General features: G+C 44.2%; 6 protein-coding genes, 5 tRNA genes and 1 rRNA gene. 3 read left to right on the top strand and 9 right to left on the bottom strand.

The window, feature by feature from the left end:
* The 5 genes from tuf to AACT23_RS12150 form a co-directional block, all read right to left on the bottom strand.
* A complete protein-coding gene (gene tuf / locus AACT23_RS12170; RefSeq protein WP_013857920.1) occupies nucleotides 1-1185 on the bottom strand; it encodes an elongation factor Tu in 1185 nt (394 codons plus the stop codon).
* A 101-nt stretch (nucleotides 1186-1286) separates the two neighbouring features.
* Nucleotides 1287-1362, bottom strand: a tRNA-Thr gene (locus AACT23_RS12165).
* Nucleotides 1363-1372: 10 nt separating this feature from the next.
* Nucleotides 1373-1447: transfer RNA gene (locus AACT23_RS12160), tRNA-Gly, on the bottom strand.
* Between the two features lie 34 nt (nucleotides 1448-1481).
* Nucleotides 1482-1566, bottom strand: a tRNA-Tyr gene (locus AACT23_RS12155).
* Between the two features lie 30 nt (nucleotides 1567-1596).
* Nucleotides 1597-1672 (bottom strand) — tRNA-Thr (locus AACT23_RS12150).
* Between the two features lie 212 nt (nucleotides 1673-1884).
* Here AACT23_RS12150 and coaA point away from each other — a divergent pair.
* On the top strand, nucleotides 1885-2808 hold the full coding sequence (gene coaA / locus AACT23_RS12145; protein ID WP_010318972.1) for a type I pantothenate kinase: 924 nt from the start codon (nucleotides 1885-1887) through the stop codon (nucleotides 2806-2808).
* Between the two features lie 13 nt (nucleotides 2809-2821).
* Here coaA and birA read toward each other — a convergent pair whose 3' ends face one another.
* Nucleotides 2822-3784 (bottom strand): bifunctional biotin--[acetyl-CoA-carboxylase] ligase/biotin operon repressor BirA, encoded by a 963-nt coding sequence (gene birA, locus AACT23_RS12140; RefSeq protein ID WP_094129334.1) that lies wholly within the window; start codon nucleotides 3782-3784, stop codon nucleotides 2822-2824.
* Complete coding sequence (gene murB / locus AACT23_RS12135; protein WP_010318970.1) at nucleotides 3781-4827, bottom strand: UDP-N-acetylmuramate dehydrogenase; 1047 nt, start codon at nucleotides 4825-4827, stop codon at nucleotides 3781-3783. Before murB ends, birA begins: the two co-directional genes overlap by 4 nt.
* Before the next feature lie 8 nt (nucleotides 4828-4835).
* On the opposite strand from murB, the gene AACT23_RS12130 reads away from it, so the two are divergent.
* On the top strand, nucleotides 4836-5318 hold the full coding sequence (locus tag AACT23_RS12130) for a GNAT family N-acetyltransferase (protein ID WP_013857960.1): 483 nt from the start codon (nucleotides 4836-4838) through the stop codon (nucleotides 5316-5318).
* A 98-nt stretch (nucleotides 5319-5416) separates the two neighbouring features.
* A complete protein-coding gene (gene pssA / locus AACT23_RS12125) occupies nucleotides 5417-6757 on the top strand; it encodes a CDP-diacylglycerol--serine O-phosphatidyltransferase (RefSeq protein WP_013857962.1) in 1341 nt (446 codons plus the stop codon).
* A 274-nt stretch (nucleotides 6758-7031) separates the two neighbouring features.
* Here the strand turns inward: pssA and AACT23_RS12120 are convergent.
* Nucleotides 7032-7108 (bottom strand) — tRNA-Asp (locus AACT23_RS12120).
* Between the two features lie 29 nt (nucleotides 7109-7137).
* Nucleotides 7138-7214, bottom strand: a 5S ribosomal RNA gene (rrf, locus tag AACT23_RS18030); the annotation flags it as partial.

The following is a 7214-nucleotide window of genomic DNA, read 5'->3' as shown; positions in this document are numbered from 1 at the left end:
TTAAGCGATAACTTTAGCAACAACACCAGCACCTACTGTACGACCACCTTCACGGATCGCGAAACGTAGACCTTCATCCATCGCGATTGGAGCGATTAGCTCTACAACCATTTGGATGTTGTCACCTGGCATTACCATCTCTACGCCTTCTGGTAGAGAGATATCGCCTGTTACGTCCGTTGTACGGAAGTAGAACTGTGGACGGTAGCCTTTGAAGAACGGAGTATGACGGCCGCCTTCATCTTTAGACAATACGTACACTTCTGACTCGAACTTAGTGTGTGGAGTGATTGAACCTGGTTTCGCTAGTACTTGACCACGTTCTACTTCATCACGCTTAGTACCACGTAGAAGTGCACCAACGTTCTCACCTGCACGACCTTCGTCAAGCAGCTTACGGAACATCTCAACACCTGTACAAGTCGTTGTGATTGTGTCTTTGATACCAATGATCGCAACTTCATCACCTACACGTAGGATACCGCGCTCGATACGGCCAGTTACTACTGTACCACGACCTTGGATTGAGAATACGTCTTCGATTGGTAGTAGGAATGCTTGGTCTACTGCACGCTCAGGCTCTGGAATGTAAGTGTCTAGCGCTTCAGCAAGTTCAATGATTTTCGCTTCCCACTGCTCTTCGCCGTTTAGTGCGCCTAGTGCAGAACCTTGGATAACTGGTAGGTCATCACCTGGGAAATCGTACTCAGATAGAAGCTCACGAACTTCCATTTCTACTAGCTCTAGAAGCTCTTCATCATCAACCATGTCACATTTGTTCATGAATACGATGATGTAAGGAATACCAACTTGGCGACCAAGTAGGATGTGCTCACGAGTTTGTGGCATTGGGCCATCTGTTGCAGCAACAACTAGGATACCGCCGTCCATTTGCGCAGCACCTGTGATCATGTTTTTAACATAGTCAGCGTGTCCTGGGCAGTCTACGTGTGCGTAGTGGCGTGCTGGTGTATCGTACTCTACGTGAGAAGTATTGATTGTAATACCGCGCTCGCGCTCTTCTGGAGCGTTATCGATAGATGCGAAGTCTTTCGCTTCACCACCGTACACTTTTGCAAGTGTAGTACAGATAGCAGCAGTTAGAGTTGTTTTACCGTGGTCAACGTGGCCGATAGTACCAACGTTTACGTGCGGTTTCGTACGTTCAAATTTTGCTTTAGACATGAGTTGTCCCTCTAGGTACGGATTTAGGTGGCTTTGATGACCACGCAACCAAAATTATTGGTAAGGAGTATATATCAAAAGGAGATAATTGCTTGGAGAGCTGGTGCTGATACCCAGAGTTGAACTGGGGACCTCACCCTTACCAAGGGTGCGCTCTACCGACTGAGCTATATCAGCACTCAAAAATTGGAGCGGGCAGCGGGAATCGAACCCGCATCATCAGCTTGGAAGGCTGAGGTAATAGCCATTATACGATGCCCGCACACGTAACTCTGAGAGCTATTTCCTTAAGAATATGGTGGAGGGGGACGGATTCGAACCATCGAAGGCGGAGCCGGCAGATTTACAGTCTGCTCCCTTTGGCCACTCGGGAACCCCTCCAAATTTTTTCTTCATTCTTTCGAAAAAGAATGGTGCCGACTACCGGAATCGAACTGGTGACCTACTGATTACAAGTCAGTTGCTCTACCTACTGAGCTAAGTCGGCATAAGTGGAGCGCATTCTATTGAATGATGCTCAGCCTTGCAAGCCTAAATATTAAAAAAAAACCAATTTTCCATAAATCTCGCCTGTTCGTTGCTTTTTCAAGCAAAATGCGTTTTCTCACTCAATTCTATCGTTTAAGGCATTTCCATTCTTTTCACCTTAATGTATGTTTCATCCTCTTCTTTTTTCTGTCATTCATCGTTAGGTATTTTATGGGTCCTTATATCTCTTTTGATCGCAATCAATGGGCCGAGCTACGTAACTCTGTCCCAATGACTCTCTCTGAGGCTGACTTAAAAGAGCTACAAGGTATTAATGAAAACCTAACGATGAAAGAAACGGCTGAGATTTATCTGCCTTTGGCTCGCTTACTTAATTTATACGTGGCCGCCAGACAAAGCCGAAATGCGGTTTTGCATCAATTTCTCGGTAATACCGATATATCGCCTCCTTTTATCATCGGCATCGCAGGAAGTGTCGCCGTTGGGAAAAGTACCACGGCGCGTTTGTTAAAAGCGCTTCTTTCACGCTGGGAGAATCATCCCAAAGTTGAACTGATTACGACAGATGGGTTTCTTTTTCCCAACAAAATTCTTAATGAGAGAGGAATTATGGGGAAAAAGGGGTTTCCTGAATCTTATGATATGAAACGTCTGGTACAGTTTGTGTCGGATGTTAAAGCAGGAAAAAGAAATGTAAGCGCGCCGATCTATTCACATCTTACTTACGACATCACCACTGAAGAGAAAGTCGTCGATAGGCCAGATGTGTTGATCATTGAAGGATTGAACGTCTTGCAAAGCGGCATGGATTATCCACACGATCCACATCGAGTGTTTATATCTGATTTCTTAGATTTCTCACTGTATGTCGATGCGGACAGTCAACTTATTGAAAAGTGGTATGTTGAACGCTTTATGAAGTTTCGTCACAGCGCCTTTAAGGAGACGGGATCGTACTTTAGCCACTACACAAAACTGTCTGAGCTAGAGGCGAGAGAAAAAGCTGAGAGCATCTGGCACTCGATCAACGGTAAAAATCTGCAACATAATATTTTACCGACCAAAGAGCGCGCTCAGTTAGTTTTGCGTAAAGGCCTCAATCATACCGTGGAAGAGATACTACTAAGAAAATAGTTTGGTAAAGCGGTTACTCTGCCTTGCGTAACGATATTTCGCCACCAATGTAACTCTCCATTCCATTCTCTGTTTCTAGCAACACTGCTCCATATTCGTTGATTCCGTGCACCACGCCATAGACCTCTTTGGGGCCCATAAGCAGTTTAACTTTTCGACCAATAAAGTTATCGAGTCGATTCCAGCGCGGTATAAAATCCTTCATCCCATAAAGCTCGTAATCACGTAGCGCTTGGTCTAATGATTGAATAAAGACAATAGCGAGCAAGTTCCTGTCTATTTTCAGACCGTCGGCTACCTGCGACAAACTTGCCCATGGCTGGCCAATGGCTTGCTCATTTTCGGGCATGAAAATGTTCATTCCCATCCCAATCACTAAATGTGCCGCTGCGCCAGCCTGCCCTGTCATTTCTACTAAAATGCCCGCCAGCTTTCTATCCTGAAAATAGAGATCGTTCGGCCACTTAAGCTTTACACCGTCAAATCCGATGCTTGCTAGCGCTTCCACAATCGCGACCCCGACCACAAGGCTAAGCCCCATTGCGGCCGCCATACCCGCGTCGAGCCGCCAGTACATGGAAACATAAAGATTGCTGCCAAAAGGCGATATCCACTGACGCCCACGCCGACCCCGTCCATTAGCCTGATACTCTGCTAAGCAAACGCTGCCCGAAGCAAGGTTATCTACACGTTCTAACAGGTATTGGTTGGTTGAATCGATAATGGGGAAAAGCTCGACAGGGTTACGCACGGCATTTTGGATCTGTGTCGCATCAAGTAGATTCAGTGATTGAGCAAGCTGATAGCCTTTGCCTTGGACGCGGAAAATATCAATTCCCCACTCCTGAATCCCTTTAATATGCTTACTGACTGCGGCGCGAGAAATACCAAGTTCTGCTCCTAGCAACTCACCAGAACAAAACTCGCCACTGGCCAGATGACGAAGTAATGATAGTTTGACACTGTGCTCTTTCACTTTAATTCCTTAGCAAGATGCTCAAGGTTCGTTTCACCAATCGCATCTAAAAATCGGACTTCATGCTCTAAAGATATCGAAAATTTATCCTGAACTGCTATGCAAACTTTAATCGCTAGTTGAATGACATCAAAGGCTGTAGCGCTACCTTTATTTACCAACACTAAAGCTTGCTTCGGATGCACTTGAGCATCACCTAAGCTATACCCTTTGAGCCCACACTGATCAATCAACCAACCGGCCGCTACTTTTCTGCCTTCTTCCACGGGGTAAGAAACAAGATCGGGATAACTCTCAAGAAGAGCCTGCCAATGTTCTAAACTAATAATTGGATTTTTAAAGAAGCTTCCTGCGTTACCTAGCACCCGCGGATCGGGTAATTTGGCATTGCGAGTAGCGCATACCCGTTTATAAATATCAATAGCTTGGCAGGTGTGACTATCCAGTTCTTGCAAAGGTCCATAATTCAGTACGGGTTGCCATTGCTTCAATAGCTTTAGTCCTACCGCTACAACGATCGCGTTACTGTGCAAAGCGTGCTTAAAAATAGAATCACGATAACCAAATAGACATTGTTTGGCGCTCAGGCGCTTGACGGTTAAGGAGTCTAAACAGAGATAATCAACGTAATCACACACATCTTGAAACTCTACACCATAAGCGCCAATATTTTGGATAGGAGCAGAACCTGCACAACCAGGTATCAAAGCCAAATTTTCAAGACCTGCAATATTTTGCTTCACAGCCCATTCAACAAGTGAAGGCCAATCCTCACCACCAGAAACATGCAAATAATGGTAATTATCATCCTGCGTGTGCTGTAACCCTTTCAGTTGGTTGCTTAAAACCATTCCTTGAAAATCACAAGTAAAAAGGACATTGCTACCTTTTCCTAACATCAACTTAGGCAAAGTCTGCCATTCTGCGCTCTGGTAAATTTCCACCAAATCTTGCACAGAGAAAACTTCAGCTAATAATTGACAAGATTGTTCTAGGCCAAAAGTGTGGTATTTTTTTAAGCTCGCATTGGGATGTAATTGCATGGCATTCTATGGATAAATTAAACTCACGCCATTCTACAACAGATAACTATTCGAAGCAGGAAGAAATGTGGCAACTACAATTTGACATACTCCCCCCGATAAAACTTCCTTTGATCAAGCGAATGTACAAAGAACATTACCCTTCAGCAAAAGCTAGGAAAGATGAATTGTGCGTTATAGGCACGCTCGATGGGCAGATATCTGCTGTTGTCAGATTTAAAAATATTGATGTATATCGATTACTGACTGGCATGCTTGTGCTGCCAGAAAACCAAAAAAAAGGGATTGGGTCGCAGTTGCTCAATTATTGCAGCGAGAATATTCTCAATAATCAGGATTATTGCTTCGCATACGCTCATCTTGAGCCCTTTTATGCTCGTCATGGTTTTCACTCCATAATGACAGAAGAACTACCAATAGCTCTTATGCAACGGTTTGAGCGCTATGTATCCAGTGGTAAAGATCTCATTCCTATGAGATACCTAGGCTAGTATGACGAGAATGCGCGGCTTTTCTAGCAATTGAACCGTTGAATTTGGTAATATCCCCAGTTCGCAATTTTGCAAATAAGTAAGGTAAATCATCCAATATGATTGCTCATAGAAACCCATTCGAGCGATTGCCGACCATCGCACAATCACCGGATCATTTTGAAGTTTTATTTTCGGCAAAAGAATTTAAAAATCATCTGATCCAGTCGATCCGTCAGGCAAGTAAACGAATCTATCTTGTAGCGCTGTATTTAGAAGATGACGAAGCAGGCAGAGAAGTTTTAACGGAGCTATATAATGCCAAGCAAAGAAACCCTGGCTTAGATATTGCGATTTGCGTTGATTGGCATAGAGCGCAACGTGGATTAATTGGTGCGGCCGCTTCGGAAGGCAATGCTTCAATGTATCAAGAGTTCTCTCAGAACCACGAACACGCCATTCCCGTATACGGCATCCCCGTGCGAGGTCGCGAAGTTTTTGGTGTTTTACATCTCAAAGGTTTTATTGTCGACGACCAGGTGATCTATAGCGGAGCAAGCCTTAATAACGTTTATTTGCATCACAAAGAGCGCTATCGATTCGACCGCTATCACACCATCGACAATCAATCTCTTGCCGATAGCATGGTACAATTTATTCAGCAAAAAATGATAAGTCATCCTGCTGTCAATGACTTATCAAACACATCGAAGCCAACGACGAAAGATATCAAAACTGACATTCGGCAATTTAGAGCCTCTCTAGCAACAGCAAACTATGAGTTTGAGTCACAGATCCCAACAGCCGATCAAGTGGCTTTGACGCCACTGGTAGGTATTGGAAAGCGTCGAAATAAACTCAACCACAATATTAACCAACTGATCGCTCATGCTAAAGATGAAGTCTTTATCTGCACTCCGTATTTCAATTTTCCAAAAAGTGTCGCTAAAGAAGTTAAGAAAGCATTGAAACGGGGTGTAAAAGTTCACATTGTCGTTGGCGATAAAACGGCAAACGATTTCTATATTTCCCCAGAGCAAACCTTCAAGACAATCGGCGGCTTACCTTATTTATATGAGCTTAATCTACGCCGTTTTGCCAAAGTAAATGAAGCCCATATTGCCAGTCGAAATCTTTCTATCCATCTCTGGAAACATGAAGAGAATAGCTTCCATCTAAAAGGCGTATGGGTGGATAAGCGCTATATGTTGATCACTGGTAATAACTTAAATCCAAGAGCATGGAAGCTCGATCTCGAGAATGCCATTCTCATCCAAGATCACTATCACCACTTAACACCTAAGTTTGAGCAAGAGATCGACAACATCCTTCGACACACTCAACTTGTTTGTACCTACAAACAACTAGAGAAGATAGAAAACTACCCTGATGCGGTACAAAAACTACTGCGTAAAGTAACGCGAGTTAAGGCCGATAGAGTGCTCAAACAGATTCTGTAAAGCACAACACTAAACGATTAGCCGACACAACGTGTCGGCTTTTTTATATGCCTACACGTTGTTTTCATATGGCTATTGATTGAGATAGTAGCGCCTTTCATGCAGCTACTCTGTTCGATGAACATAAGCCAAAAGAATTTCAGCGCTCAAGAGGACATCAAGGAATAAGCACAGGGAATCTAGTTGCAATAGAGAGAGCTTAAAACGACTTAAGCATCTCATTGAAACTCAAACGAAAAAAGCCCTGCTATTACTAGCAGGGCTTCTTAATAAGTGGCGGAGCGGACGGGACTCGAACCCGCGACCCCCGGCGTGACAGGCCGGTATTCTAACCAACTGAACTACCGCTCCGCAGCGTGTCTGGTTAGACAATATTCAAAGCCTGGCGATGTCCTACTCTCACATGGGGAGACCCCACACTACCATCGGCGCTGTTGTGTTTCACTTCTGAGTTCGG

The organism is Vibrio sp. V09_P4A23P171, from assembly GCF_963875615.1.
In the GTDB taxonomy this organism is placed as follows: Bacteria; Pseudomonadota; Gammaproteobacteria; order Enterobacterales; family Vibrionaceae; genus Vibrio; species Vibrio anguillarum.
This window is presented reverse-complemented; position numbering and strand designations above follow the sequence as displayed.

Excerpts from the sequence above, each read along its gene's own strand:
- AACT23_RS12130 (WP_013857960.1), top strand. The coding sequence starts at position 4,836 with ATGGATAAATTAAACTCACGCCATTCTACAACAGATAACTATTCGAAG.
- pssA (WP_013857962.1), top strand. The coding sequence starts at position 5,417 with ATGATTGCTCATAGAAACCCATTCGAGCGATTGCCGACCATCGCACAA.
- coaA (WP_010318972.1), top strand. The coding sequence starts at position 1,885 with ATGGGTCCTTATATCTCTTTTGATCGCAATCAATGGGCCGAGCTACGT.
- tuf (WP_013857920.1), bottom strand. The coding sequence starts at position 1,185 with ATGTCTAAAGCAAAATTTGAACGTACGAAACCGCACGTAAACGTTGGT.
- murB (WP_010318970.1), bottom strand. The coding sequence starts at position 4,827 with ATGCAATTACATCCCAATGCGAGCTTAAAAAAATACCACACTTTTGGC.